The organism is Nocardia cyriacigeorgica (assembly GCF_010868145.1).
Lineage (GTDB): Bacteria > Actinomycetota > Actinomycetes > Mycobacteriales > Mycobacteriaceae > Nocardia > Nocardia cyriacigeorgica_D.
This window is the reverse complement of sequence record NZ_JAAGUY010000031.1, coordinates 20252-45129: the sequence shown is the minus strand read 5'-3', so window position 1 is coordinate 45129 and position 24878 is coordinate 20252. Positions and strand designations below refer to the sequence as shown.

28 protein-coding genes are annotated in these 24878 nt (G+C 67.2%); 17 read left to right on the top strand and 11 right to left on the bottom strand.

The genetic code is table 11. The features are described 5' to 3' along the window. Positions 1–21: 21 nt before the first annotated feature. A complete protein-coding gene (locus GV792_RS25540; RefSeq protein ID WP_163827229.1) occupies positions 22–501 on the top strand; it encodes a gamma-glutamylcyclotransferase in 480 nt (159 codons plus the stop codon). Positions 502–621: 120 nt separating this feature from the next. Here the strand turns inward: GV792_RS25540 and GV792_RS25535 are convergent, their stop codons facing one another. The 3 genes from GV792_RS25535 to GV792_RS25525 all read right to left on the bottom strand — a co-directional run bounded on the left by GV792_RS25535 (position 622) and on the right by GV792_RS25525 (position 3851). After that, positions 622–1794, bottom strand: coding sequence for a M20 family metallopeptidase (locus GV792_RS25535; RefSeq protein ID WP_309138642.1), 1173 nt, complete (start codon positions 1792–1794; stop codon positions 622–624). Continuing rightward, positions 1791–3077, bottom strand: coding sequence for a M20 family metallopeptidase (locus GV792_RS25530; RefSeq protein ID WP_256668299.1), 1287 nt, complete (start codon positions 3075–3077; stop codon positions 1791–1793). The genes GV792_RS25535 and GV792_RS25530 overlap by 4 nt, the downstream gene beginning before the upstream one ends. Positions 3078–3146: 69 nt before the next feature. Continuing rightward, positions 3147–3851 (bottom strand): enoyl-CoA hydratase-related protein, encoded by a 705-nt coding sequence (locus tag GV792_RS25525; protein ID WP_163827227.1) that lies wholly within the window; start codon positions 3849–3851, stop codon positions 3147–3149. Between the two features lie 117 nt (positions 3852–3968). Between GV792_RS25525 and GV792_RS25520 the strand changes: the two genes are divergently transcribed. Beyond that, positions 3969–4748: a purine-nucleoside phosphorylase gene (locus tag GV792_RS25520; protein WP_163827225.1), complete on the top strand. Its 780-nt coding sequence runs from the start codon at positions 3969–3971 to the stop codon at positions 4746–4748. After that, complete coding sequence (locus GV792_RS25515; protein WP_163827222.1) at positions 4749–6257, top strand: phospho-sugar mutase; 1509 nt, start codon at positions 4749–4751, stop codon at positions 6255–6257. 229 nt (positions 6258–6486) lie between these two features. On the opposite strand, the gene upp is transcribed toward GV792_RS25515, so the two are convergent. Next, a complete protein-coding gene (upp, locus tag GV792_RS25510; RefSeq protein ID WP_163827221.1) occupies positions 6487–7110 on the bottom strand; it encodes a uracil phosphoribosyltransferase in 624 nt (207 codons plus the stop codon). Between the two features lie 146 nt (positions 7111–7256). Between upp and GV792_RS25505 the strand changes: the two genes are divergently transcribed. The 5 genes from GV792_RS25505 to GV792_RS25485 all read left to right on the top strand — a co-directional run bounded on the left by GV792_RS25505 (position 7257) and on the right by GV792_RS25485 (position 10757). After that, positions 7257–7574, top strand: a complete 318-nt coding sequence (locus GV792_RS25505; RefSeq protein WP_163827219.1) for a type VII secretion target — start codon at positions 7257–7259, stop codon at positions 7572–7574. Positions 7575–7578: 4 nt separating this feature from the next. Continuing rightward, complete coding sequence (locus tag GV792_RS25500) at positions 7579–8703, top strand: NlpC/P60 family protein (RefSeq protein WP_163827217.1); 1125 nt, start codon at positions 7579–7581, stop codon at positions 8701–8703. Then, entirely contained in the window at positions 8700–9050 is a 351-nt protein-coding gene (locus GV792_RS25495) for a hypothetical protein (RefSeq protein ID WP_163827215.1), read from the top strand. The genes GV792_RS25500 and GV792_RS25495 overlap by 4 nt, the downstream gene beginning before the upstream one ends. A gap of 61 nt (positions 9051–9111) precedes the next feature. Then, positions 9112–9459, top strand: coding sequence for a YbaB/EbfC family nucleoid-associated protein (locus GV792_RS25490; protein ID WP_163827213.1), 348 nt, complete (start codon positions 9112–9114; stop codon positions 9457–9459). A 26-nt stretch (positions 9460–9485) separates the two neighbouring features. Then, positions 9486–10757, top strand: coding sequence for a primosomal protein (locus GV792_RS25485; RefSeq protein ID WP_163827211.1), 1272 nt, complete (start codon positions 9486–9488; stop codon positions 10755–10757). Positions 10758–10779: 22 nt separating this feature from the next. Here GV792_RS25485 and GV792_RS25480 read toward each other — a convergent pair whose 3' ends face one another. Next, entirely contained in the window at positions 10780–11460 is a 681-nt protein-coding gene (locus tag GV792_RS25480) for a hypothetical protein (RefSeq protein ID WP_178124442.1), read from the bottom strand. A 131-nt stretch (positions 11461–11591) separates the two neighbouring features. On the opposite strand from GV792_RS25480, the gene GV792_RS25475 reads away from it, so the two are divergent. After that, complete coding sequence (locus GV792_RS25475; protein ID WP_163827209.1) at positions 11592–12107, top strand: DUF6790 family protein; 516 nt, start codon at positions 11592–11594, stop codon at positions 12105–12107. Between the two features lie 10 nt (positions 12108–12117). On the opposite strand, the gene GV792_RS25470 is transcribed toward GV792_RS25475, so the two are convergent. The 4 genes from GV792_RS25470 to GV792_RS25455 form a co-directional block, all read right to left on the bottom strand. Continuing rightward, complete coding sequence (locus GV792_RS25470) at positions 12118–13215, bottom strand: adenosine deaminase (RefSeq protein ID WP_163827207.1); 1098 nt, start codon at positions 13213–13215, stop codon at positions 12118–12120. 92 nt (positions 13216–13307) lie between these two features. Then, a complete protein-coding gene (locus GV792_RS25465; RefSeq protein ID WP_175583153.1) occupies positions 13308–14600 on the bottom strand; it encodes a thymidine phosphorylase in 1293 nt (430 codons plus the stop codon). Between the two features lie 131 nt (positions 14601–14731). After that, the gene (locus GV792_RS25460; RefSeq protein WP_163827204.1) at positions 14732–15865 is read right to left on the bottom strand and encodes a class I SAM-dependent methyltransferase; all 1134 of its coding nucleotides are present in this window, start codon (positions 15863–15865) and stop codon (positions 14732–14734) included. Positions 15866–15952: 87 nt separating this feature from the next. Beyond that, positions 15953–16366: a cytidine deaminase gene (locus GV792_RS25455; protein ID WP_163827202.1), complete on the bottom strand. Its 414-nt coding sequence runs from the start codon at positions 16364–16366 to the stop codon at positions 15953–15955. Positions 16367–16677: 311 nt separating this feature from the next. Between GV792_RS25455 and sdhC the strand changes: the two genes are divergently transcribed. The 7 genes from sdhC to GV792_RS25420 all read left to right on the top strand — a co-directional run bounded on the left by sdhC (position 16678) and on the right by GV792_RS25420 (position 22772). Next, positions 16678–17076 carry a succinate dehydrogenase, cytochrome b556 subunit gene (gene sdhC, locus GV792_RS25450; protein ID WP_163827200.1) on the top strand — a complete coding sequence of 133 codons (399 nt, stop codon included), beginning with the start codon at positions 16678–16680 and terminating at the stop codon, positions 17074–17076. Between the two features lie 5 nt (positions 17077–17081). Further along, positions 17082–17513, top strand: coding sequence for a succinate dehydrogenase hydrophobic membrane anchor subunit (locus GV792_RS25445; protein WP_163827198.1), 432 nt, complete (start codon positions 17082–17084; stop codon positions 17511–17513). A 16-nt stretch (positions 17514–17529) separates the two neighbouring features. Beyond that, on the top strand, positions 17530–19296 hold the full coding sequence (gene sdhA / locus GV792_RS25440) for a succinate dehydrogenase flavoprotein subunit (protein ID WP_175583154.1): 1767 nt from the start codon (positions 17530–17532) through the stop codon (positions 19294–19296). Next, positions 19296–20069 carry a succinate dehydrogenase iron-sulfur subunit gene (locus GV792_RS25435; protein ID WP_163827196.1) on the top strand — a complete coding sequence of 258 codons (774 nt, stop codon included), beginning with the start codon at positions 19296–19298 and terminating at the stop codon, positions 20067–20069. The genes sdhA and GV792_RS25435 overlap by 1 nt, the downstream gene beginning before the upstream one ends. A 152-nt stretch (positions 20070–20221) precedes the next feature. Beyond that, a complete protein-coding gene (locus GV792_RS25430) occupies positions 20222–21154 on the top strand; it encodes a metal ABC transporter substrate-binding protein (RefSeq protein ID WP_175584790.1) in 933 nt (310 codons plus the stop codon). Next, a complete protein-coding gene (locus tag GV792_RS25425; RefSeq protein WP_163827194.1) occupies positions 21151–21888 on the top strand; it encodes a metal ABC transporter ATP-binding protein in 738 nt (245 codons plus the stop codon). Before GV792_RS25430 ends, GV792_RS25425 begins: the two co-directional genes overlap by 4 nt. A gap of 5 nt (positions 21889–21893) precedes the next feature. Beyond that, the gene (locus tag GV792_RS25420; RefSeq protein ID WP_163827191.1) at positions 21894–22772 is read left to right on the top strand and encodes a metal ABC transporter permease; all 879 of its coding nucleotides are present in this window, start codon (positions 21894–21896) and stop codon (positions 22770–22772) included. Here the strand turns inward: GV792_RS25420 and GV792_RS25415 are convergent. After that, the gene (locus tag GV792_RS25415) at positions 22769–23443 is read right to left on the bottom strand and encodes a JAB domain-containing protein (protein ID WP_163827189.1); all 675 of its coding nucleotides are present in this window, start codon (positions 23441–23443) and stop codon (positions 22769–22771) included. The genes GV792_RS25420 and GV792_RS25415 overlap by 4 nt on opposite strands. 154 nt (positions 23444–23597) lie before the next feature. After that, a complete protein-coding gene (locus tag GV792_RS25410; protein WP_163827187.1) occupies positions 23598–23792 on the bottom strand; it encodes a type II toxin-antitoxin system VapB family antitoxin in 195 nt (64 codons plus the stop codon). 191 nt (positions 23793–23983) lie between these two features. Here GV792_RS25410 and GV792_RS25405 point away from each other — a divergent pair, with 191 nt between their 5' ends. Next, positions 23984–24868, top strand: a complete 885-nt coding sequence (locus GV792_RS25405) for a phenylalanine 4-monooxygenase (RefSeq protein ID WP_163827185.1) — start codon at positions 23984–23986, stop codon at positions 24866–24868. Positions 24869–24878 lie beyond the last annotated feature (10 nt).

Below are 24878 nucleotides of genomic sequence, written 5' to 3'. Positions count from 1 at the left end.
AACACCGGTTACCCTTTCTTGGTGCCGATCTACGCCGCCTACGGGTCCAACATGGACTCGTCCCAGATGCTCGAGCGCTGTCCGCACTCCCCCATGTCCGGAACGGGGTGGCTGGAGGGCTGGCGACTCACCTTCAGCGGCGACGACATCGGCTGGGAAGGCCCGCTGGCCACTGTCGTCGAGGAGCCCGGCTCCCGGGTGTTCGTCGTGCTCTACGACGTCTCACCCGAGGACGAGCAGCGGCTGGACCGCTGGGAGGGTTCGGATTTCGGCATCCATCGCAAGATCCGGTTGCGCGTCACCCCGAGCCCGGGGAGCGGCACCGAACCGATCCTGGCCTGGCTCTACGTCCTCGACGCCTACGAAGGCGGACTGCCTTCGGCGCGCTACCTCGGCGTGATGGCCGACGCCGCGGAGAAGGCGGGCGCCCCCGAGGACTACGTCCACGCCCTGCGCACCCGCAACAGCCGCAACGTCGGCCCGGGAAACTTCAGTGCTTGATTTGCGGCGCCTTCGGCACCGCGTGTTCGGTCTCGCTTCGCTCGAAATGTGAGGCTTTGCCGGCCGGTGTATTGCTGCAACGGCAGGTCCTGCCCCCGCCGCGGCCCCGCGCCAGGGTTATCAGCCGGCCTGTAGAACGATGTTGCTCAGCACCCGCACGCCCACGGCGAGTGCACGTTCGTCGATGTCGAAGGTGGGCTGGTGCAGATCGAGCTGATCGCCCTCTCCGGACCACACGCCGAGGCGTGCCATGGCACCGGGAACCTCTTCCAGGTACCACGAGAAGTCCTCGCCGCCGCCGGATTGCGGGGTGTCGGCCAGGGCATCGGGGCCGACGGCACGGATCGCCTGCTCGAACATCCGGGTGGAGTGCTCGTCGTTGACGACCGGCGGCACGCCGCGACGGTAGTTGAGCTGGTACCGCACGCCCGTCGGGGCCAGCAGGCCGTCGACGATCTCGTGCACCATCGGCTCGAGCAGCGACCAGGTGGCGTGATCGCCGGTGCGCACGGTGCCGGTGAGCATGCCGGTCTGTGGAATCGCATTGGGTGCCTTGCCCGCGCTGACCGCACCCCACACCATCACCGTGCTGGTGCGCGGATCGATGCGGCGGCTGAGCAGACCGGGCAGACCGGTGATGATGGTGCCGATGGCGTAGACCAGATCGCTGGTCAGATGGGGCCGTGAGGTATGCCCGCCCGGCGAATCGAGGACCAGTTCGACGGTGTCGGCAGCCGAGGTGATCGCACCGACCCGGATACCGACCCGGCCGACCTCGAGCCGCGGATCGCAATGCAACGCGAAGATCCGGTCCACACCCTCCATGGCGCCCGCGGCGACCGCATCCAGGGCACCACCGGGCATCACCTCTTCGGCGGGCTGGAACACGAACCGCACGCCGACCGGCAGGTCCGCCTCGGCCAGCGCGAGCGCGGTCCCGAGCAGGATGGTGGTGTGCGCATCGTGACCGCAGGCATGGGAGACACCGGGCACGGTGGAGGCGAAGCTCAGCCCGGTGAACTCCTGCATCGGCAGCGCGTCCATATCGGCGCGCAGCGCGATCCGCGGGCTCTCGGGGCCGATGTCACAGATCAGACCCGTGCCGCCGGGCAGCACCTTGGGCGTGAGCCCGGCCTTGATGAGCCAGGTGGCGACGAATTCGGTGGTGCCGAACTCGGTACGCGATAGTTCCGGGTTGGCGTGGATGTGGCGCCGCCAGTGGACGAGATCGACCGTGTGCTCGGCCAGCCACGCGTCGACCACTTCCTGTCCGGTACGTACCGAACTACTCACCGAAACTCCTCCTGTCGCTGAACGAGCCGTTGCAACAACCTGTCTCTGTGTAGTGCATCGCTTGCCACCACGATCGCGGTACGCGCGAGCGCCGTGGCCGCATCGATCACCGCTCGGTCGGCCGAGGCGTTGACGCTGGCCGCGGCGAAACCGGGCTGATGCGTCACCGCGCCATCGGCATCGATGCCGATGACCGGGTGTATCCCCGGGATGACGTTGGTGACGTTGCCCATGTCCGTGCTCCCGAGCGGTCGCTGCGCTTCGAGCTCGGGCGCGATCGGCGTCCGTCCCAAACCGGCGATCTGCTCTCGATAGGCAGACAGTAGTGCCGGATCAGGGGTGAGCTCGGTATAGGTGGGCGCGAGCGTCCGTATGTCGTGGGTGCAGCCGGTCGCGAGGGCGCCCGCCTCGAAGCAATCGGATGCTCGCCGCATCAGTTCGCCGAGGGATGCGGAGTCGGCTGCTCGCAGGTAATACAGCAGTTCCGCACGTCCGGGCACAATGTTGGGGGCTACGCCACCGTCGCCGACTATACCGTGCAGCTGCTGGCCCGGCCGCAGATGCTGGCGCAGCAAGCCGATGGCGACCTGCGCGACGGTGACCGCATCACCCGCGTTGCGACCCTCTTCCGGCGCGGCGCTGGCATGCGCTTCACGGCCGTGGAAGACCACCGACAGGTCGGCAAGCGCCAGCGAACGCGCACCGACGATGTCGTACGGGCCGGGATGCGCCATCAATGCCATCGCGATGTCGTCGAAGACGCCGCGTTCGAGCATCAGTACCTTGCCGCCGCCGCTCTCCTCGGCAGGCGTACCGAGCACGACGACGGTGATGCCGAGCGCGTCGGCGACCTCGGCCAGGCCGAGTGCCGCACCTGCGGTGCTCGCGGCGATGATGTTGTGCCCGCAGGCATGTCCGAGTTCGGGCAGTGCGTCGTATTCGGCGCACAGCCCGACGGTGAGTTCACCGCTGCCGTAGGTGGCGCGGAAAGCGGTGGGCAGCTCGGCCACACCGGTCTCGATGTCGAACCCGCGGGCGGCCAGCGGCGCGATCACCTTGGCGACGCTGCGGGTCTCCTCGAAGGCCAGCTCCGGTTCGGCATGGATGGAGTGCGAGAGCGCGATCAGCTCATCCGAGGCCGCGGCGATAGCGGCGCGCGCGACTTCCGAGTGCGGGACGAGACCTCCGCGAGCAGCGCCGTCGTCGTGACGCGAATCACCGACGCCGCGCCGGGCGGTGTCGGCGCTGCGCTGATCGGACTGACCGCTGCGCGGGGGTGACATGGCATTCAGTGTCGCACTGGGGACCGACGCCCGCGCACGCCGCCGTGGCCGAGCGGAGTCGCCGGGTGGCTATCCGGCGGCGAACGCCAGGTTCTCCGGTGTGGTCGGCACGGCGAGCCCGGCCAGAGCGTTGGCGTGCAGGGCGCGCTTGATCACCGGCAGGTTCGGTTTGCGGTTACCGGCCAGCGCCGCCGCCTGCGCGACCGCGGCGGCGACCAGCGCGTCGGCTTCGGCCTTACCGTCGACGATGCCTGCGGCGATGGCCTCATCGGCCGGGAAGCGATGCCCGGTCGTCATGGCCTTGACCGCGACCTGGTTGGTCAGCCGCTCGGTCAGCAGGGCGTTCATCCCGATGGTGAACGGCATACCCAGGTGCACCTCGGGCAGGCTGTAGAAGCCGCGATCGGCGCGCATCAGGCGGAAGTCGTGCGAGGTGGCCAGCATGGCGCCCGCGCCGAAGGCGTGTCCATTGACGGCCGCGACGGTCGGCATCGGGAAGGTCAGCAGCCGGGTGTAGATCGAATGCACCTTGTCGAGGTAGCCGTGCATCTGATCCAGGTTGCCGAACAGCCAGTCGGTGTCGAGGCCGTTGCTGTAGAACTTGCCGGAGGCGGTACTCACCAGCGCGGCCGGGCCCTCGGAGGCCTCGACGGTGTCGAGATGGGCGTGGATCTCGGCGATCCAGTCCGGGTGGAAGCGGTTCTCGCTGTCGGTCTGGCCCTCGTTGCCGAGGTAGAGCACGAACACATCCCCATCACGTTCCAGATACGGCATGCGTGCAGCGTATCGGTATCGGCGAGCAAATCCTACTCGCGGGTAGCAAGGAGTTGAGTGTGGTCGGTCACCGCCGAGTCCCGGCCGCTGTGCACCCGGGCCGATACAGTTGCCGTCATGCTTGCCGAACAGGCCGCCGAAGCGATCGCCGAGCGGACAGGAGTGCCGTGCCATCCAGTCGCGGTGGTGCTCGGATCGGGTTGGCAGGACGCCGCCTCGGAGATCGGGACACCCACCGCGTCGGTATCGATGTCGGAGCTACCCGGCATCTCGGTACCCACCGCGCTCGGGCACGTCGGGATGGTGCATTCGATACCGGTCGGCGATACACCGGTCCTCGTGCTCATGGGGCGCCAGCATCTCTACGAGGGCCACTCCCCCGATGACGTGGTGCGCCCGGTCCGCGCCGCCGTCGCAGCGGGCGCGCGCACCGTGCTGCTCACCAATGCCGCGGGTGGTATCCGGCCCGGGCTGCACGTCGGTGAGCCGGTGCTGATCAGCGACCACCTCAACCTCACCGGCCGGACCCCGCTGTCCGGCGCGACATTCGTCAACATGGTCGACGCGTGGGATCCCGCACTGCGCGCGGTGGCCCGCCAGGTGGATCCATCCCTCACCGAGGGCGTCTACGCGGGCCTGACCGGCCCGCAGTACGAAACACCGGCCGAGATCCGGATGCTCGGGACCCTCGGCGCCGACCTGGTCGGCATGTCGACGGTGCTGGAGGCCATCGCGTGCCGCGCGCTGGACGTGCGGGTGCTCGGTATTTCCCTGGTCACCAATCTGGCCGCCGGTGTCACCGGGGAGGCGCTCTCGCACGCCGAGGTCCTGGCCGAGGGCCGGGCGGCGGCGCCGCGCCTCGGCAAGCTGCTGCGCGGTGTGCTGGAGCTGCTGTAGATGCTGCGATTCGGGACGGCAGGGCTGCGCGGGCCGCTACGCGAGGGCCCCGACGGGATGAATGTGACCACGGTCGGCCGCGCGACCGCAGGCATCGCCGACTGGCTGCGGGACCGCTGCCTCGGTGGCGGCCGCGTGGTCGTCGGACGCGATGCGCGCCACGGTTCGGCCGAATTCGCCACCGCGACAGCGGAGATCTTCGCCGCCGCCGGTTTCCCGGTGACGCTGCTGCCCGAACCGCTGCCGACTCCGGTCACCGCCTTCGCCGTGCGCGAGCTGGGTGCGGTTGCGGGAGTCCAGATCACCGCCTCGCATAATCCGGCTACCGACAACGGCTACAAGGTCTACCTCGACGGGGGCGCCCAACTACTGGCACCGGCCGACACCGAGATCGAAGACCGGATCGAGGCGGTGACCGAACCGATCGCGCGCACACCGGTGGACTTCTCCGGCGCCGATCTGGTGCGTCGCTATCTCGACCGAGTCGGTGCGCTGCCGAAACTCATCGGCGGACCTGGCGAGCGCGCGGGCATCAGGATCGCGCTCACCCCGCTGCACGGTGTCGGTGGCGCGACCGCACGTGCGGCGCTCACCGCGGCCGGATTCACCGATGTACACGTCGTGGATGAGCAGTTCGCTCCCGATCCGGATTTCCCGACCGTCGCGTTCCCGAATCCGGAGGAGCCGGGGGCAACGGATCTGCTCATCGCGCTGGCCGAACGGGTCGGGGCCGATATCGCGATCGCGCTCGACCCCGATGCCGACCGGTGCGCGGTCGGTGTGCCCGGCCCGGCCGGCAAGGTTCGGATGCTGCGCGGCGACGAAACCGGCGTGCTGCTGGCCGATTGCGTCTTGCGCACCGCCCCCGCAGACGCCTTGGTCGCGACCACGATCGTCTCCTCGCGGCTGCTGTCGCGACTCGCAGCGGCCCGCGGCGCACGCTATGCGGAGACGCTGACCGGCTTCAAATGGCTCGCCCGCGCGGGCGACGGGCTGGTCTACGCGTACGAGGAAGCGATCGGGCACTGCGCCGATCCTGTCGCGGTGCGCGACAAGGACGGCATCTCCGCTGCCGTGCTGGCCGCCGACCTCGTCGCACGGCTGAAAGCGGCCGGACGTTCGTTGCTCGACGAACTCGACGACTATGCGGTCGAATTCGGCCTGCACGCGGGCGAGCAGGTCTCGCTACGGCTCTCCGATCAGGCCACCGCGGCAGCGGTACTCGACCGGCTGCGTTCGAATCCACCTGCCGCCATCGCCGATATGCCGATGCGGGTCACCGATATGGGCACGGTGCGTGGACGAATGCGCACCGATGCACTGATCTTCGATGGGGATTCGGCGCGCTTGGTCATTCGCCCGTCCGGAACCGAACCCAAGCTCAAGTGCTATCTGGAGGTGATACTGCCGGTAGCCGGTTCGAGCGAACTTGCCACCGCAAGAATCGCTGCCGCACAACAGCTCTCCGCGCTCAGCGCGTTCTGCACCGCGTTAGGAGACCGGGCGTGAACCACCGGCACTGCACCCATTGCGGTGGTACCGATCTGCGCGTGGGCTCGCTCGAAACCGGCCGCGCCGGGGTGAACTGGGCCGATGCCGCCGCCGATCCTGGCTGGCGGGGTGCGGTCCTCGGGCAGCGGCCCCGATTCCATATCGCCGCCTTTCGGTGTACCTCGTGCGCGCACATCGAACTATTCGCCGATCATTCTGGCGAATAACCCCGCCGCCGAGCTTCCCGTCAGCGCGGACCGAATTGCCGGTCGCCCGCATCGCCGAGACCGGGGACGATGTAGGCGTCGGCATTGAGACCGGTATCGATGGCCGCGGTGATCAGCTGCACCGGCAGACCCGATTCTTCCAGCGCCGCAACTCCTTCCGGGGCCGAGACGACGCACAGCGCGGTGATATCGGTGGCGCCGCGATCGGCCAGCAGTTCCAGCGTGTACCGCATGGAGCCACCGGTGGCCAGCATCGGATCCAGCACGAACACCGGCATATCGGACAGGTCGGCGGGCAGCGATTCCAGGTATGGCACCGGCTGATGGGACGTTTCGTCGCGCGCGATTCCGACGAAGCCGACCCGTGCGTCGGGTATGAGTGCGGAAGCGGCATCGACCATTCCGAGCCCGGCCCGCAGCACCGGCACCAGCAGCGGCGGCTTCGCCAAACGCGCCCCGTCGGTGACGGTGATCGGCGTGTTGATGTCGAACCGGGTCAGCGGCGCGTCACGCAGCGCCTCATAGATCAGTAGACCCGTCAGATCGCGCAACGCCGAACGAAACGCCGAGTTCGTGGTGCGCTCATCCCGAAGGATGGTCAGCAGAGCCGCGGCCAGCGGATGATCCACAGTGTGCGTACGCATGTAGGAACGATAAAGTCGAATCCGGGTTCGCCGCCGCAGTCGCCGAAAACTTTTTCCGACGATCTGGAACCGATCGGCGGATCCGTGCGTCGAATCAGGTAGATGACATACTCTGCCCGGAAACGAAGACGATGGGGGAAGCTCTGATGAAGAGGATCTCAGCGGATACCGAGGGCATCGCCGCGTACGGTGCCACCGCCGGGGTGATGGCGGGTGAACTAGCCGCGGCGGGTGCGGGTGCCGCCGGTGCGGGTCCGGCCCTACTCGGCCCGATCTTCGGCCTGATCGGTGGTGATTTCATGACCGCCTACGCCGCCACGCACGCAGGCCACGTCGCCGCGATCGGCCAGCTGTCCGCCGTGGTGTCGAGCATGAGCACAGCCGCGGTTGGCGCGGCGACCAACTACGCAGGCACCGATATCGATATCGCCGACTCGCTGCGGACCACGTCCGCAGAAGGGTGAACCGGTGATCGACATCAATGTGCTGGCGAAGCCGATCTTCGATCTGCTGGCCAGCTTCGGTACCGGTGTGCTCGCCGTCGGCGGTCCCGGCGACGCGCTGCGCACCACCTCGACCGCGATCGACCAGGTGCACGAGCTGGGCCGGTCGAGCATCAACCAGATGAACAGCGTGTGGGACGGCAAGGGCGCCGACGCCGCGACCTCGAAGGCGCTGCGGGTGCAGACCAGTGCCGCCACCATCTCCGACCGCGGCAACGAGATGTCGACAGTCGTCGGACAGGCCGCGGCCGAGGTCGAGACCGGGCAGAAGGATCTCACCTCCATCGCCCAGTCCTTCGTCGACTCCGCCGTGGCCGCGGGCCCAACGCTTGGCACGCCGGTGGGATTGACCGTGCTCGTCAGCTCGGCCATCGACCATCTCGGCCAGGCGCTCGGCGTGGTCGGCCGGGTGCAGAACGAGCTCACCACCCATACCGCGTCGATGGAGCAGCTCTCCCCGCCGCCGTCCACCTCCACCGCGAGCGTGGCGGCGCCGATCAGCGCAGCGACCTCGGGACTTGGCTCGATGGCCTCCGGCGTCATGGGCACCGCCGGTTCGATGATCAGCTCGGTGATGGGCTCGTCGTCCACCAGCTCGGGCACGAGCAGCAACTCTTCGGGCAGCCGCACGTCCACGAGCACGGCCTCCAAGTCCGGCTCCGGCACCACTACCAGCGGTAAGGCCACCGGCGATGGCGTCATGATCACCCTGCCCGACGGCAGCCAGGTCGAAGCGCCCAACGAAAAGGCCGCGACCGCCGTGAAGTCCGCGATCGGCGCGGTCGGCACGCCCTACGTCTGGGGCGGAAACACTCCCGGCTCGGGCATCGACTGCAGTGGCCTGACCAAGTACGCCTACGGCGAGGCCGGAGTCGAGCTGCCACGGCTGGCGCAGGAACAACACATCGGACACCCCCAGGTGTCACCGGGCGACCTTCAGCCCGGCGACCTGGCGGTATGGGACGGCCACGTCGCCATGGTCGTCGGAAATGGTCAACTCGTCGAGGCCGGTGACCCGGTCTCCATCAGCTCGATCCGAACGGAGAACTTGGACATGGAGTTCTACGGCTTCTACAGGCCTACCGAATGAGCGAACAGCAGGGCGCCGCCGTCCCCAACGTCACCGTGGCGGCCAGCAGCAACCGATCGGGCACCATCTCGGTCCGGGCCACCGACCAGGGGATGCCGGTGGAGATCAAGTTCGAGCGCAGCGAATACCGTTACGGCGCCCAAGCTCTCGCCGCGGAGATCCTGCGCCTGACCCAGCGCTCCACCGTCGCCGCCAAGGCGCGCAGGCGTGAGGTGCTCGCCGAATCGGGCATGCCCGACGACATCCTCGACCGGCTCGGCCTGCCCACGCGCCAGCAGGCCGTCGACGAGCTGGACCGGATCGATGACGCAGACACTGGACAGACGAGCTGGATGAGGCCGGTATGAGCGAGCGAACCATGAGCACAGCTGCCCGGGCGGTCATGCCGGCGCCGAGCGAGGTGCTGGCATGAGTGCGGAGATGGATGCCCTGGTCGCCGGGGCCACGCAGAAACTCGAGGCGCTCGAGGCCGCGCTGTACGGCCTCGAGCAGGTGCGCGGGCAGTTCACGACCGAAGACGGCATGGTCAGTGCCGAGGTGAACAGCGACGGCGCGCTGGTCGCGCTGAACCTGGCCGAAACCGCCACGTCACTGCCGCCGGCCGAGGTCGCCCAGCTCATCATCTGGGCCTGCAGGCAGGCCGCGGAGGACGCGGGCGGGCAGCGCTCGAACGTCGTTGCCGCACTGAACGAGTCGTTCGCGCCCGAGCCGCGGGCCGCCACGGGTGCCGTTGGGGGCAGCCCGGATAGTGCCTGAGCCAGAAGCTCGATAGGCTTCGGCACATGGCTTCTGGAGACATCGTCCCGATCGAACTCGGCCTGACCGACGGCGATCTCGTCACCCTGTGGGCACCGCGCTGGCGTGACGGTGACGACGAGTGGGAGGCGTTCCTCGGCCACGAGGACGCCCTCTACGGTTTCGAGTCGGTCGCGGAACTGGCCGCGTTCATCCGGACCGATTCCGATAACGATCTGGTCGACCATCCCGCGTGGAAGGTCGTAGCCGGTCTATCGGCGGTGGAACTGGAGCCGGAGGAGAACTTCACCTTCGACCTGATCGGGGTTCCCGAGCTGGTCGCGAGCGATCCGGACGCCGAAACGGTCGCCGAACTCGAGGACACCCTCGCGATGGTCCGCAATATCGGCGAGGTGTGCGAGCTGGAGGTGGTGACCAAGTTCTTCGGCTCGCATCCGGTGCTCGGCGCCTTGCCCGGCGGCGTCAACGCCTTCATCGGACGTGATGGTGAAGAGCTCTGGGATCAAATCGGTGCCGCCGTCGCCAAGGACTGGGATGCCGTCGTCGACGCCATCGACTCGGTGGTGCAGACCCCTGACGTCGATGCGGAAGCGGTGTCGGTGGCCGAGGCCGAACTGCTCGCGGCGGAGGAGAACGTCATCGATGCCGACGACGCGGCCGACACCGACAGTGACAGCGACTACGAGCCGGTCGACCTCACCGACGACAGCAATGAGGACGAAGAGGACGAAGAGGACGACGTCGAGGACGACTCGCTGTGGCATGAGGTCGGTATCGACCCGATCAAGATCGTCACCGGCGAAGGCACCTACTTCACGTTGCGGTGTTACCTCGACGACGAGCCGATCTTCCTCGGCACGAAGGGCGCGATCGCGGTCTTCGGCACCGAACGTGCGCTGGCTCGCTACCTGGCCGACGATCACGAACACGACCTCGCACGGGTCAGCACTTTCAGTGAGGTACAGACCGCGGCCGTGGACGGCTCGCTCGAGGTCGAGGTCACCGACGAGAACGTCTACGTGCTGCCCGGCCTGGCCGATGACCTCGGCGACGGGCCCGAGTCCGTCGATATCGAACAGCTCGATCTGGCGGTCGAGCTGTTCACCGACGCCGCCGACTACGCCGACGACGACGCGGTGGAGCAGGGTCTTGCCCAGTCCACGCCGCTCGGCTGGTATGTCTCGTACCTGCTGAACCCGGACCCGTCCCGGATGGCCCCGAACCCGCCGTTCACCGCCGAGGCGCAGGCTTGGCGGGAGCTGGAACGCAACTTCGAGGCGCGCTTGAACCAGAAGTGAGCGGCTCCGGCCGGACCGGGCGTCAGTTCGATGCCCGGTTCAGCCGGATCCAGATCTGCTCGGCCCGTCCGAGCAGACGACCGTTGGCGCCGTAGACCGCAGTGGACGCGAACGCTTTGCGCCCCTGTTCGCCCTGGTCTGCGCCGACCACGACACACTGCTCCCCCACGGCCGGTAGGTCGAGAACGTGCGCCGTCATCGAACCGAGCAGTGCGGGCCGCTCCAGCATTCCCGGCAACGCCCAGCCGCCGGGACAGTCCATCGCCGCCCACAGCAGCGTCTCGTCGATCGGCACCGAATCCGTCGGCATCCACGGCGCGGCTACGACACCGTCACGCACCGCACCAGGCGCGATCCGCAGACCGTCCGGGCGGGCCGTTCCGCACACGAAGCAGTACCGGAACATCTCGCTGTCGTTCTCGTAGGCCGCGGCCGCCGTCCTGGCATCGTCGAGCGATACCGCGTCCGGCGCCTCGCGGTCGAATGTCCCTTCCGAGGTTTCGGCGATGACGGTGTCACCGTCGTAGAGGCTGCCCTCGCGCAGGACCAGCGGCACATCGAGCGGCGCGGGGGCGCGCAGCATCACCCGAACCTGCCGCGGCGGCGTCCCGTGCACGTGCGCCGCGACCAGGCCCGCGACATATCCACCGTTCCCCGAGTCGGCGGGGCCATTGAACCGGCGAGCAATCCGCAAATCCGTCACGACTCCAACCTAACCGGCGCCATTCGCCCCGCCGTTCGCCCCTGTCGACGGTTCCCTGGCGACCCCTCGCGAATTAAGCTCGTCAGAGGCAACTGCACACAGTGATCGACTGGACGCAAGGAGACCCTCTTGTGCCTACCATCATCGCAGTTCTGATCGCCCTCATCGGAGCGTTCGTGCAGAGCCGACGACAGCGCGACCGTCCGGTGGCCGATATATACATGGTGTGGTGGATGGTGGCTGTTGTCGGCGTCGCATCCGTGCTCGGCGCGGCCGCACATATCTTCGACGGCGCGAACGTTGCCGAGCAGATCGGCTACACCCGTGGTGACGGCGGCTTCCAATGGGAGAACGCGATGGGCGATCTGGCCATCGGTGTGGTCGGCATCATGGCGTATTGGTTCCGGGGTCACTTCTGGTTGTGCACGATCGTCGTTTTGACCATTCAGTACTGGGGCGACGCGGCCGGGCACATCTACTTCTGGGTGGCCGAAGACAATACGAAGCCGTACAACATCGGGATCCCGCTGTGGACCGACATCCTCTTGCCGATCGTGATGTGGGTTCTCTATCTACTGTCGCGCCGAAGCAACGGTGACGCGGTGCCGAAAGCCGTCCAAGCCACCGAAGGTTCCCGGGCGGGCTGACCACGTCGCTCTAACCCAGTAGCACCGCGTAGCCGGGCTTGATGATGTTGTCGATGATGCGCAGCCGGTCCGGGAACGGGATGAACGCCGACTTCATCGCATTGATCGTGAAGCGTTCGAGGTCGCTCCAGCCGTAGCCGAAGGTGTCGACCAGTTTGAGCATCTCCGCACTCATGGTGGTGTCGCTCATCAGGCGATTGTCGGTATTGACGGTGACGCGGAAACGCAGCCTCGCCAGCAGGTCGAACGGATGCTTGTCGAGTGAGGGCACCGCCCCGGTCTGCACATTCGACGACGGACACAACTCCAGCGGGATCCGCATATCGCGGACATAATTGGCGACCAGCCCCAGCTTCGCCTCCTCGATCGCGCCCGGCACGTGGATGTCGTCGGTGATCCGCACGCCGTGGCCGAGCCGATCGCACCCGCAGAACGCCAGCGCCTCGTGGATGGACGGCAGACCGAACGCCTCACCCGCGTGAATGGTGAAGTGGGCATGGTTGACGCGCAGATATTCGAACGCGTCCAGATGCCTGGTGGGCGGGTAGCCGGCCTCGGCGCCCGCGATATCGAACCCACCGACGCCGAGGTGGCGGAACCGCACCGCCAGTTCGGCGATCTCACGGGAACGCGCCGCATGCCGCATCGCCGTCAACAGGCAGATCACCACGATCGGTGTGCCCGCCTCGGCGGCCGCCGCCTCACCCTCACGGAATCCGGCCAGCGTGTGCTCGACCACCTCGTCGAGGGTCAGGCCGCGTTCCAGATGCTGTTCGGGCGCGAACCGCACCTCGGCGTAGACGACGCCGTCCGCAGCCAGGTCCGCAACGCATTCACGAGCGACCCGGCGCAGCCCCTCCGGGGTCTGCATCACGGCGACGGTGTGGGTGAAGGTTTCCAGATAGCGTTCAAGCGAACCGCTGTCGGCGGCCTCGCGGAACCAGACGGCCAACGCGTCGGCGTCGGCGGCGGGTAGCTGGTCGTAGCCGCAGTCGGCGGCGAGTTCGAGCACCGTGGCGGGGCGCAGGCCACCGTCGAGGTGGTCGTGCAGCAACGCTTTGGGCGCTTGGCGGATCGAGGCAAGGGTCAATGGCATCGGTCCAGTCATGTCCTGACGGTAGCCGCACCGGGCCGAATCGGCAGCGGAGTCGAGGCGTGGTGACGATCTCGTTGCGGCACGACCACGGGCGCGGTCGTGGTTCAGGCCCCGATTCGATCGAGGATCAAGGCGGGCGCGCTCGCCGTACCGACGCTGTCGTCGATGGTGACGGCTCCGGACACGGCAGCCACCGCGCCACGAAGAGCCTCCGGTGTATCGGTGTGCAAAGTGCACAGTGGGCTCCCGACGCGCACCGAATCACCCACGCGCGCATGGAGTTCCACCCCCGCTCCGGCCTGCACCGGATAACCCTGCCTTGCGCGGCCCGCCCCGAGGCGCCAGGCCGCGAGGCCGACACCCATGGCATCGAGGCGGGTGATCACGCCGTCGCTGCCGGCGTGGATGGTCTCGGTGTGGTTGGCCTTCGGCAGCGGAGCATCGGGGTCGCCGCCCTGGGCGCGGATCATCGCCTTCCAGTGGTCCATGGCCCGGCCGTCGGCGAGCGCGGCAGCGGGGTCGGCATCCAGCCCGGCCAGCTCGATCATCTCCCTCGCCAGCGCCAAGGTCAGCTCGACGACGTCGGCGGGCCCACCTCCGGCCAATACCTCGACGGCCTCGGCGACCTCGAGCGCATTGCCCGCGGTGCGCCCGAGTGGCGTGTCCATGCCGGTCAGCAGTGCGGCGGTGCGCACGCCGGCGTCCTCGCCCAGCTCGACCATCGTGGTGGCCAGCTCCCGAGCGTCCTCGATGTTCTTCATGAAGGCACCCGAGCCCACCTTCACATCCAGCACCAGCCCGCCGGTGCCCTCGGCGATCTTCTTGCTCATGATCGAGCTGGCGATCAACGGAATGGACTCGACCGTGCCGGTGACATCACGCAATGCGTAGAGCCGTTTATCGGCAGGCGCCAGATCCGCACCCGCCGCGCACACCACCGCACCAGCAGCCGGGTCGGCGAGAATTTCCCGCATCCGTGACACCGTGATGTCGGCCTGCCAGCCGGGGATGGATTCGAGTTTGTCCAGCGTCCCACCGGTGTAACCGAGCCCACGCCCGGCCAACTGCGGTACCGCCGCACCGCAGGCCGCGACCAGCGGCGCCAACGGCAGGGTGATCTTGTCGCCGACGCCTCCGGTGGAATGTTTGTCCACCGCCGGGCGGGGCAGGTCGGTGAAGTCGAGGCGGCTGCCCGAATCGATCATGGCGGCGGTCCAGCGCGCTGTCTCCCGTCGTGTCATCCCCCGCCACAGCACCGCCATGGCCAGCGCCGACATCTGCTCGTCGGCCACCGCGCCACGGGTGAAGGCGTCTATCACCCAGTCGATCTGCTGATCGGTGAGCTGCCCGCCATCGCGTTTGGCAGTGATGATGGAAACCGCGTCCAGTGCCGTCACAACCGTCAGTCTCGCAGTCGGCAGGCCGGGGTGCAGCACGCCGCCTGCGGCGCGGACGCCACCATGCGTTGCGCCGGCGAGCGTCCAGGTCCGCCGAGCCGGACGTGTCCGGCAGAACGATGTCCAGGGGATTACTCCGACAGCCGGTAGAACCGCCAGAGCTCGTTGTCGATCGGCAGCTCCTCGATGCGGTCGAACCCGGCGGCCTGCGCCCAGCTCCGCACAGTGTCCGGACGCAGCACGGTGCCGTTGGCGATATGGGTGGATTCCGCCATCGTGGCCGGCAGGCAGTGCAACACGCTGAATGCGTAGTTGAGCCGGTCCAGCTCGTCGGCGGGCGCGGTGAACTCGGCACCCACCCGCTCGTCGGCCACCAGAACCGCGCCGCCGGGAGCGAGTACCTCGGCGAACGCAGCCAGCGCGCGGACCGGCTCACCCATATCGTGCAGGGCCTCGAACACAGTGACGAGCTGACATCTGGCGCCGGCCGCGGCCTGAAGTGCGCGCCCGTCCGCACTGTTGGCCTCCACCACCCGGACCCGGTCCGACAGCCCTTCGGACTCGACGTTGCGGCGAGCCTCAGCGACCGACGCGGTATCCAGATCGACGCCGACTACTCGCGCGGCCGGGAAAGCCTTCGCCAACGCGACCGACGACCAACCGGAACCACACCCGGCATCCAGCACCACGCCACCGCTGTCGAGGCGAGCGGCGACATCGGGCAGGGCGCGGACCCAGCCGGCAAGCTCATGGGTGAACATCGGCCGATTGAGGGAAGCGATACCGCGGCGGATCTCGTCGCCGAATCGTTCGTAGCCGACACCTGTCCCCGTGCGGTACGCGGCGGCGACCTCGGGCAGCGTCAAGGCAATCCCTTCCACGCCCATTGCCCCGCCTGCCAGGTGCAGCGGATCGGTCTCGTCGAGCAGCACGCCGACGTGCGCCGCGGGCAGCGCGTATTCACGGTCGGTGGTGCTGCCCGCCGTCACTACGTCGATGATGCCCGCGGCGGCCTGCTGCTCGAGCCATTCGCGGGCATAGCGCTGTGCGATGGCCGCGCGGTCGGCGAATCGGTCGGCGGTCGTCGGCCCGGCGTCGTGGAGTGCGCGATAGAGCCCGAGGCGGCGGCCGAGCTCCACCGTCAGTAGTTCGAGCCCGGACAGCATGTCGGCGAACAGGCGTTCGGCGAGGGCCTGCCCGCGCCCGTCGGTCTCGGCACCGGGCAGTCCGGTGTCGGTGGTGGTGGGGAGATCGGTACTGCTCATGCGAACCTCTTGTCAGGAGTGTCCGGCCCGTCGGTTCGGGCGGGTAGACAGAGGTACGGCACAGCGAACACGATCGGTTCGATCGGCCTACGGCGACCGTGGCCCCTGCACCGCATCGAGATCATCCGGGCCGAACGCGTCCGGCAAGAGCTCACCAAGTCGAATCGGCCCCCGCGGATGATCCACCAGTAGCTCCGCCCCGCCGAACTCGTACAGCACCTGGCGGCACCGCCCACACGGCATCAGGATTTCGCCGCGGGAATCGGTGACCGAGACGGCCAGTAAGCGGCCCCCGCCGCCGCTCTGAAAGTTACCGACGAGTACACATTCGGCACAAAGGCCGAGCCCGTATGAGACATTTTCCACATTGCAACCGCTCACAATTCGACCGTCGGCACAGAGAGCCGCGGCGCCGACCGGAAACCGCGAGTATGGCGCATACGCATTGCGCATTACTCCAATTGCTTTGTCACGCAGGAGTTTCCAGTCGATTTCGGTCATCCCGAGCTCCCCTCGAACCGGCCGCACCAGGGCATGGGCGGACCACCGCACAACCCCTCACCCACGGAGAAAGGTAACCCTAACCTAGCGGAAATGCACGCAACGCGCGGCACTCCGAATTAGTTCCGCGATTCGGAGAGGATTAGAGTCCACAACAGATCGGTTCAGGTTCCCGGCGGCGGGCCGGAGCGCAGCCACAAGCGATAAAACGCCTGGTGGCCGCGAGCTGGTTTCCACCGGATTTCCGGCTCGAAGCGCCGGCGTCGGATCTGCGACCGGGTCCATCAACGACGTTGGAGGCACCGCACTCTATGACCACGATAGAAGCTCCGGCACAGCCGAAGCGGAAGACGCTGTACCGAGGCGACCCCGGAATGTGGTCCTGGGCGCTGCACCGGATCACCGGCGTCACCGTTTTCTTCTTCCTCTTCGTCCACGTTCTGGACACCGCGCTGGTGCGCGTCAGCCCCGCCGTCTACGACGACGCGATCGAGACCTACAAGACTCCGATCGTGGCGCTCATGGAGATGGGCCTGGTCTTCTGCGTGCTGTTCCACGCGCTCAACGGTGTGCGAGTGATCCTGGTGGACTTCTGGTCCAAGGGCCCCCGGTACCAGCGCCAGATGCTCTGGGGCATCATCGGCCTGGTTGTCGTGCTACTCGTGCCCGCCGTCGGTCGGATGTTCTACCTACTGTTCACGGAGCACTGATAAATATGAGCGCACCTGTACTCGGCAAGTCTTATGACCGCCCGGCGAGCCTGGATCTGCCCCGCTCCCCGCGTGCTCGCGCCAACGGCAACTTCGAGAAGTACGCATGGCTGTTCATGCGCTTCTCCGGCCTGGCACTGATCGTGCTCGTCCTCGGCCACATGTCGATCATGCTGCTGCTCGACGGCGGCGTGAAGCGACTGAACTTCGCCTTCGTGGCCGGCCGCTGGTCCAGCCCGTTCTGGCAGATCTGGGACCTATCCATGCTGTGGCTGGCCCAGCTGCACGGCGGCAACGGGCTGCGCACCGTGATCGCGGACTACTCCCGCAAGGACTCGACCCGCTTCTGGCTGAACACGCTGCTGGTGCTGTCGATGATCCTGGTCATGGGCGTCGGCACCTACGTCATCTTCACCTTCGACCCCAACATCAGTTAGGAACAGGCCACCTCCGATGAGTGAATCCCGGATTCAGGAGCACCGCTACGACGTCGTCATCGTCGGCGCCGGTGGCGCGGGGATGCGTGCGGCGATCGAGGCCGGGCCCCGGGCGCGCACCGCGGTACTGACCAAGCTGTACCCCACCCGCAGCCACACCGGCGCGGCGCAGGGCGGCATGTGCGCGGCGCTGGCCAACGTCGAAGAGGACAACTGGGAGTGGCACACCTTCGACACCGTCAAGGGTGGTGACTACATCGTCGACCAGGACGCCGCCGAGATCATGGCCAAGGAGGCCATCGACGCGGTGCTCGACCTGGAGAAGATGGGTCTGCCGTTCAACCGCACCCCCGAGGGCAAGATCGACCAGCGTCGTTTCGGTGGCCACACCCGCGATCACGGCAAGGCCCCGGTCCGCCGGGCCTGCTACGCCGCCGACCGCACCGGCCACATGATCCTGCAGACGCTGTACCAGAACTGCGTCAAGCACGACGTCGAGTTCTTCAACGAGTTCTACGCCCTCGACCTGGTGCTCACCGAGACCGATCGCGGTCCGGTCGCCACCGGCATCGTCGCCTACGAGCTGGCCACCGGGCAGCTGCACGTCTTCCATGCCAAGTCGATCGTGTTCGCCACCGGCGGCTCGGGCCGGATGTACAAGACCACCTCGAACGCGCACACGCTGACCGGTGACGGTATGGCCATCGTGTTCCGCAAGGGCCTGCCGCTCGAGGACATGGAGTTCCACCAGTTCCACCCGACAGGCCTGGCCGGCCTCGGCATCCTCATCTCCGAGGCGGTCCGTGGTGAGGGTGGCATCCTGCGCAATGCCGACGGCGAGCGCTTCATGGAACGCTATGCCCCCACCATCAAGGACCTCGCGCCCCGCGACATCGTCGCCCGTTCGATGGTGCTCGAGGTGCTCGAAGGCCGCGGCGCGGGACCGAACAAGGATTACGTCTACATCGACGTGACCCATCTCGGCGAGGACGTGCTCGAAGAGAAGCTGCCCGACATCACCGAGTTCTCCCGCACCTACCTCGGTGTGGACCCGGTGAAGGAACTGGTGCCGGTGTTCCCGACCTGTCACTACGTGATGGGCGGTATCCCGACCCGTATCCGCGGCGAGGTGCTGCGCAACAACACCGACGTCGTCCCCGGCCTGTACGCCGCCGGCGAATGCGCCTGCGTGTCGGTGCACGGCGCCAACCGCCTCGGCACCAACTCGCTGCTCGACATCAACGTCTTCGGCCGGCGCGCCGGTATCGCCGCCGCCGAGTACGCCGAGCGCACCGAGTTCGTCGAGATGCCGGAGAACCCGGCGCAGATGGTGCAGGACTGGCTCGCGTTGATCCTGTCCGACCACGGCAACGAGCGCGTCGCCGACATCCGCACCGAACTGCAGCGGTCTATGGACAACAACGCCTCGGTGTTCCGCACCGAGGACACGCTCAAGCAGGCCCTCACCGATATCCACGCGCTCAAGGAGCGGTACTCGCGGATCACGGTGCAGGACAAGGGCAAGCGCTACAACAGCGATCTGCTCGAGGCCGTCGAGCTCGGCTTCCTGCTGGAGCTGGCAGAGGTCACCGTCGTCGGCGCGCTCAACCGCAAGGAATCGCGCGGCGGACACGCCCGCGAGGACTACCCGGATCGCGACGACGTGAACTTCATGCGCCACACCATGGCCTACAAGGAGGGTGCGGACCTGCTGTCCGATATCCGCCTCGACTTCAAGCCGGTGGTGCAGACCCGTTACGAGCCGATGGAGCGTAAGTACTGATGACTGCTGTTGCCGAAGCACCCTCTTCGCAGAAGCCCGCTCCCGTCCCCGAGGGCTCGGTGATGATCACCGTCAAGGTGGCCCGGTTCAACCCGGAGGACGACAAGGGCGCGCACTGGGAGTCGTTCCAGGTGCCGGTCCTGCCGACCGACCGCTTCCTGAACGTGCTCATCTACATCAAGTCCTACCTGGACGGCACCCTCACCTTCCGGCGTTCCTGCGCCCACGGTGTGTGTGGTTCCGATGCCATGCGGATCAACGGTGTGAACCGGCTGGCCTGCAAGGTGCTGATGAAGGACATGCTGCCCAAGAACGGCAAGTCCATCACCGTCTCCGTCGAGCCGATCCGCGGCCTGCCCGTGGAGAAGGACCTCGTCGTCGACATGGAGCCGTTCTTCGACGCGTTCCGCGCGGTGAAGCCGTACCTGATCACCACCGGTAACGAGCCCACCTACGAGCGCATCCAGAGCCAGGCCGACCGCGCCCGGTTCGACGACACCACCAAGTGCATCCTGTGCGCCTGCTGCACCACCTCCTGCCCCGTGTACTGGAGCGACGGCAGCTACTTCGGCCCGGCCGCGATCGTGAACGCCCACCGCTTCATCTTCGACAGCCGCGACGAAGGCGCCCGCGAACGCCTCGACATCCTCAACGACGTCGAAGGTGTCTGGCGCTGCCGCACCACCTTCAACTGCACCGACGCCTGCCCCCGCGGCATCGAGGTCACCAAGGCCATCCAGGAAGTCAAGCGCGCGCTGCTGTTCACCCGCTGAGGTTGTGGGATCCCACCGGATACACCCGGCTGGTACACGAAGGCCGCCTTCCCCATTCGGGAAGGCGGCCTTCGCCGTTTCGCCCGAGGTTGAGACACCATCCGAACTTGAAGTTTCGGGTACCCGAACATTACTATTTGGTAGTGGATAGATTGCGTTCCGGGCCTGGTTTTCGTCGTTGTGCAGGGATCGGGGCGTTTGTCGTCGCGTGTGCGGTCGCGCTGGGGGCGACCGGATGCGGTGCGATCGAGGCCGAGGACGGGAAACCGACGGTGTTGACGACTTTCACAGTGCTGGCCGATATCGCGTCGAACGTCGCGGGTGAACATCTGACGGTCGAGTCGATCACCAAGGTCGGTGCGGAGATCCACGGCTATGAGCCCACCCCGGGGGACATCAAAAAGGCGGCCAAGGCCGATCTGATCCTGGACAACGGGATGAATCTGGAAGCCTGGTTCGGGCAGTTCGTCGAGGACTCCGAGGCCGCGCATGTGACCGTCAGCGAAGGTGTCGCGCCGATGAGCATCACCGAGGACGCCTACCAGGGCAAACCCAATCCGCATGCCTGGATGTCGCCGCTGAACGTGCGGACCTACATCGACAACATGGTCACCGCGTTCAGTGAGCTCGACCCGGATCATGCGGCCGACTTCCGCGCGAACGGCGACAAGTACAAAGCCGAGTTGCAGCGGGTGAACGATGAGCTCGTCGCCGACCTGAGGGTGCTGCCGCAGCATCAGCGGGCTCTGGTCTCCTGCGAAGGCGCGTTCTCCTACCTGGCTCGGGACGCAGGCCTGACCGAGAAGTACATCTGGCCGGTCAATGCCGAACAGCAGGCCACACCGCAGCAGATCACCTCCGCGATCGAATTCGTCCGCGCGAATCAGGTGCCAGCGGTGTTCTGCGAATCCACCGTCTCCGACGCCCCGATGCGCCGCGTCGTCGAGGCCACCGGTGCGGCGTTCGGCGGCGTGCTGTACGTGGACTCGCTGTCCGAACAAGACGGCCCCGTCCCGACCTACCTGGAGCTCATTCGCCACGACGCCGATCTGATCGGCACGGCACTGACCGGGAGCACACCATGAGCGATACGTCAGCCATCGAGGTACGCGACGTCACCGTCCATTACGGCTCGGTGCTCGCACTCGACGCGGTCGACCTGACCGTCGAATCCGGTCGGGTGTGCGGGCTCATCGGGATGAACGGCTCCGGTAAATCGACGCTGTTCAAAACGATCATGGGCCTGGTCACCCCCGACCGCGGCACCGTTCGGATCGGCGGCGGGACGCCGACGTCCGCCAGGAAAGCGGGCGTCGTGGGGTACGTCCCGCAGAGCGAGGACGTCGACTGGTCGTTTCCGCTGTCCGTACGCGAGGTCGTGACCACCGGTCGCTACGGCCGGATGGGATTCACCCGCCGGGCACGCCGCAGCGATCGCGATGCGGTCGACCATGCGCTCGAGCGCGTCGAACTCACCGAGCTCGCCGACCGGCAGATCGGCCAGCTCTCCGGCGGCCAGCGCAAACGTGCCTTCGTCGCTCGCGGAATCGCCCAGGGCGCCACCGTTCTACTGCTGGACGAACCGTTCGCCGGAGTCGACAAGCGCTCGGAAGCCACCATTACCGGTCTGCTGCGGGAACTGGCCGCCGACGGGGCGACGGTGCTGGTGTCGACCCACGATCTGCACGCGCTGCCCGGGCTCGCCGACGAGGCGATCCTGCTCATGCGAAAGGTCCTGATGCACGGCGACCCCGACGAGGCATTGCGACCCGAAAGCCTGGCTCTCGCTTTCGGTCTCGATGTGATGGGCCAGCGGTGAGCACGATGAACATCATCGATTTCTTCGTCGACCCGTTGCGGTACGAATTCATGGTGCGCGCGCTGGCGACCAGCGTGATCGCGGCCGTCGTGTGCGCGGTGCTGTCGTGCTGGCTGGTGCTGATCGGCTGGTCGTTGATGGGCGATGCGGTATCGCATGCGGTGTTGCCGGGGGTGGTGCTCGCCTATATCGTCGGTGCGCCGTTCGCGGTGGGCGCGGTGATCTTCGGTTTCCTCGCGGTGGCGTTGATCGGGGTGGTCCGTGATACCAGCCGGGTGAAGGAAGATGCGGCTATCGGCATCGTGTTCACCACCTTGTTCGCGTTCGGCTTGGTGCTGGTGTCGGTGACGCCGAGCCAAACCGACCTCAACCACATAATTTTCGGCAATCTGCTCGGTGTGAGCCGCTCGGATCTGCTGCAGATCGCCATCCTGGCCGCGATCGTGTTCGCGGCGCTGATCCTCAAACGGCGCGACTTCACCCTCTACGCCTTCGATCCCACCCACGCCCACGCGATCGGGATGAGCCCACGTCTGCTCGGGGCCGCTCTGCTCGGACTGCTGGCTTTGACGTCGGTGGTCGCGCTGCAGGCGGTCGGGGTGATCCTGGTGGTGGCGATGCTGATCATTCCGGGTGCGACCGCATATCTGCTGACCGATCGGTTCGGGCGGATGCTCGTCATCGCGCCAACGGTTTCGGCCGCCTGCGCCGTGATCGGCCTGTACCTGAGCTACCACCTCGATACCGCTTCCGGCGGCATGATCGTCGTGGCCCAGGGTGTCGCATTCGCGCTGGTGTATTTGTTCGCGCCACGCCATGGTGTGATCGGCGCACGGCTGGCCGCCGCACGCCGACGGTCCGCGAACGTCCTGGCGAATACCTAACCGCCCAGTGGCGGCGCGCTGCGCCATTGTTCCCCCGCGATCACCACGTGATCCAGAAATCGCAGGCCGACGGTGCGGGCCGCTTCGATGAGCATGGTGCTGGCTCGCCTGTCGTCGACGCTCGGGCTCGGATCGCCGGAGGGATGATTGTGCGCGATGGCGAAGGCACGTCCGTCGTGCCGCAACACCGTATTCAAGATCTCGCGGACCGGGACGGCCACCTGGTCGATCGCACCTTCGGCCACGAATACCGGCCGCCGCAACCGGTTTCGCGCATCGCACACGAGCACGAGTAGTCGTTCCACCCGTGCGCCGGCGAACAGCGGCTGCGCGACCCGCGCGACATCGGCGGCGCCACACAGGCCGCTGGCGGTGACCGTGTCACGGCGGGCCCGGGTGGCCAGATGGAATGCGGCGATGATCGAGGCCGCCTTGGCGGCACCGACACCAGAACGCATGGCGAGCTCCTCCGGGCGCGCCACCGCCAGCCCGGCGAGACCGCCGTGTTCGGCAAGCAGTTCCGCCGCCATTTCCAGCGCACTCTCGCCACGCCTGCCGTGACGCAACAGCAGCGCCAAGAGTTCGCCATCGGTGAGGGCGGCCGGACCGAGCGCGGCCAACCGTTCCCGTGGACGCTGGCTATCGGGCAGATCGGCGATGGGTACCGACATCGTTCCCCCCTCGGTGCGGCCCTGCCGCGATTGTTGGACAGCTCGGATGATGCCAGCACCCACCGACAGATCAGCGCGTCGAATGTCGCGTCCGCGCAACGGCGTGCGTCATCGGCACCCGCGCCGACCTATCGGACTGCCCTGGAAAGTGGGCCTATCCGTCGACCACTGCCAGCTCGCCGCGCGCACGAACACCGGAAGCGAGCTTCTCGAGGTGCCGAAGCTGTCGTTCGTGCACGACTATGCGGCGCAGCGCCTCGTTGATGGTCGCCGCGCTCGTCGAGGTACCCATGATGGTCCCCGCCGCGGCGAGCAGTTTCTGGTCGAGATCGATTCGCACGGTCCGCATGCGTCCTCCTTCGTACTTTCGCCATCTTGCGCCATGAACCGCGCCGATGTGCGGTGAATGGCGCCGCCGAGACAGCGGGCACGCGGCCTCAGACGACCGCGCAACCTCTCGATACGCACGAATAGTAGACAGTTTGCGCAGTTGAGCGTGTGTTTGTTGTCAGTTTGCCATCGCGGTGCTTGCATCGAAGTATGTTCACCGAAGCACAGCTCTATTCGCCGGTGACGCGCACCGATGACGGTGACGTGACGGTGCATCTGAGCGATGAGCACCCCGGCGTGCACGACCCGGACTACCGGGCCCGACGCAATGCCATTGCGGCGCTCGCACTCGACTACCGTCCCGGCGGCCCCCTACCCCGGGTCGACTACACCGATGAGGAGCAGCAGGTCTGGCGGATCGTCTCGGCGGAGCTGGCCCGCAAACACCGCACCTACGCCTGCACCGAGGTGTTGGAAGCCGCGGCGCGGCTGGCACTGCCCACCGACCACATCCCGCAGCTCGACGAGGTGTCGGCGGCGCTCGAACCGCTGACCGGATTCCGCTACGTCCCCGCGGCCGGCCTGGTGCCGTTGCGCGAGTTCTTCGGTTCTTTCGCCGACCGGATCTTCCATGCCACCCAATACATCCGGCATCATTCGGCACCGCTCTACACCCCGGAGCCCGATGCCATCCACGAGGTGATCGGGCATGCCAACCAGGTCGCCAGCCCGCGCTTCGCCGCTGTCTACGAGACGGTCGGCGCGGCGGTCGCACGATTGGAGACCGAGCACGCGCTGAAGTTCCTCGCCGATGTTTTCTGGTTCTCGATGGAGTTCGGCGTGGTCCGTGAGCACGGCGAAATCCGTTGCTACGGCGCGGGTCTGCTGTCTTCCTACGGCGAGATCGACGAGTTCCGGCATGCGGAACTGCGCCCACTCGACGTCGCCGCCATGGGCACTGCCGCCTACGACATCACCCACTACCAGCCGATTCTGTACTGCGCGGAGTCGATCGGTGAGATCGAAGACGTGATCGGCGGATTCTTCGCCGACATGGACGACGAGACACCGATGCGGTTGGCCACAGCTCGCTGACCCGCCAACC

Bases quoted from the DNA above. Each gene is read 5' to 3' on its own strand.
- GV792_RS25520 (WP_163827225.1), top strand. From the start codon at position 3,969: ATGCTTGCCGAACAGGCCGCCGAAGCGATCGCCGAGCGGACAGGAGTG.
- GV792_RS25425 (WP_163827194.1), top strand. From the start codon at position 21,151: ATGAGCGATACGTCAGCCATCGAGGTACGCGACGTCACCGTCCATTAC.
- GV792_RS25405 (WP_163827185.1), top strand. From the start codon at position 23,984: ATGTTCACCGAAGCACAGCTCTATTCGCCGGTGACGCGCACCGATGAC.
- GV792_RS25410 (WP_163827187.1), bottom strand. From the start codon at position 23,792: ATGCGGACCGTGCGAATCGATCTCGACCAGAAACTGCTCGCCGCGGCG.
- GV792_RS25420 (WP_163827191.1), top strand. From the start codon at position 21,894: ATGAACATCATCGATTTCTTCGTCGACCCGTTGCGGTACGAATTCATG.
- GV792_RS25455 (WP_163827202.1), bottom strand. From the start codon at position 16,366: ATGACCGAAATCGACTGGAAACTCCTGCGTGACAAAGCAATTGGAGTA.
- GV792_RS25505 (WP_163827219.1), top strand. From the start codon at position 7,257: ATGAAGAGGATCTCAGCGGATACCGAGGGCATCGCCGCGTACGGTGCC.
- GV792_RS25525 (WP_163827227.1), bottom strand. From the start codon at position 3,851: ATGCCGTATCTGGAACGTGATGGGGATGTGTTCGTGCTCTACCTCGGC.
- GV792_RS25490 (WP_163827213.1), top strand. From the start codon at position 9,112: ATGAGTGCGGAGATGGATGCCCTGGTCGCCGGGGCCACGCAGAAACTC.
- GV792_RS25495 (WP_163827215.1), top strand. From the start codon at position 8,700: ATGAGCGAACAGCAGGGCGCCGCCGTCCCCAACGTCACCGTGGCGGCC.
- GV792_RS25435 (WP_163827196.1), top strand. From the start codon at position 19,296: ATGACTGCTGTTGCCGAAGCACCCTCTTCGCAGAAGCCCGCTCCCGTC.
- upp (WP_163827221.1), bottom strand. From the start codon at position 7,110: ATGCGTACGCACACTGTGGATCATCCGCTGGCCGCGGCTCTGCTGACC.
- GV792_RS25530 (WP_256668299.1), bottom strand. From the start codon at position 3,077: ATGTCACCCCCGCGCAGCGGTCAGTCCGATCAGCGCAGCGCCGACACC.
- sdhC (WP_163827200.1), top strand. From the start codon at position 16,678: ATGACCACGATAGAAGCTCCGGCACAGCCGAAGCGGAAGACGCTGTAC.
- GV792_RS25485 (WP_163827211.1), top strand. From the start codon at position 9,486: ATGGCTTCTGGAGACATCGTCCCGATCGAACTCGGCCTGACCGACGGC.
- GV792_RS25470 (WP_163827207.1), bottom strand. From the start codon at position 13,215: ATGACTGGACCGATGCCATTGACCCTTGCCTCGATCCGCCAAGCGCCC.
- GV792_RS25460 (WP_163827204.1), bottom strand. From the start codon at position 15,865: ATGAGCAGTACCGATCTCCCCACCACCACCGACACCGGACTGCCCGGT.
- sdhA (WP_175583154.1), top strand. From the start codon at position 17,530: ATGAGTGAATCCCGGATTCAGGAGCACCGCTACGACGTCGTCATCGTC.
- GV792_RS25445 (WP_163827198.1), top strand. From the start codon at position 17,082: ATGAGCGCACCTGTACTCGGCAAGTCTTATGACCGCCCGGCGAGCCTG.
- GV792_RS25415 (WP_163827189.1), bottom strand. From the start codon at position 23,443: ATGTCGGTACCCATCGCCGATCTGCCCGATAGCCAGCGTCCACGGGAA.
- GV792_RS25515 (WP_163827222.1), top strand. From the start codon at position 4,749: ATGCTGCGATTCGGGACGGCAGGGCTGCGCGGGCCGCTACGCGAGGGC.